This is a genomic window from Neisseria sp. P0021.S006 (genome assembly GCF_051956895.1).
Window position 1 is genome coordinate 1 of the sequence record NZ_JBQCWZ010000819.1, and the last position, 642, is coordinate 642.

The window sequence follows — 642 nt, forward strand, 5'->3', positions numbered from 1 at the left end:
GAACCAACGCTATGAAGCCTTAAAATACGAAAATATGGTGTATAAAGCCATGGCGGGACGTTATACGCCGAAATAGCATTTTCAGACGGCCTTTGGTTAATTTCCGTCAACGGCAGTCTGAAAAACATTCAAGCAACTGAATTTTCATATATAATCGCGCGTTTATTTGATTTTATCCGGATAACATTATGGCCTTCGCCTCTCTCTTTACGCTTTTGGACGACATTACTGCCGTTTTGGACGACGTAGCGATGATGACCAAAGTCGCCGCCAAAAAAACCGCCGGCGTGGTCGGTGACGATTTGGCGCTCAACGCCAATCAGGTAACCGGCGTATCTGCCGAGCGCGAATTGCCGATTATTTGGGCGGTGGCAAAAGGCTCTCTGGTCAATAAGCTGATTCTGGTGCCACTTGCACTGTTGCTTTCCGCTTTCCTGCCTGCGCTGATTACGCCCTTGCTGATGATCGGCGGTGTGTATTTGTGTTTTGAAGGCGTGGAAAAACTGTTGCACAAATTTCTGCACCGCAATGAACACGAAGACGGACACGATGCCGAGCATGAAGTCACAGACGAAAAAACAAAAGTAAAAGGCGCGGTCCGCACAGATTTCATCCTCTACGCCGAAATCATCATTATCGCGC

General features: G+C 47.8%; 1 protein-coding gene. It reads left to right on the forward strand.

Features of this window, described 5'->3' with window-relative positions:
- Nucleotides 1-188: 188 nt before the first annotated feature.
- The coding region (locus ACTHUM_RS17290; protein ID WP_440403598.1) for a DUF808 family protein at nt 189-642 on the forward strand (454 nt) is incomplete at its 3' end.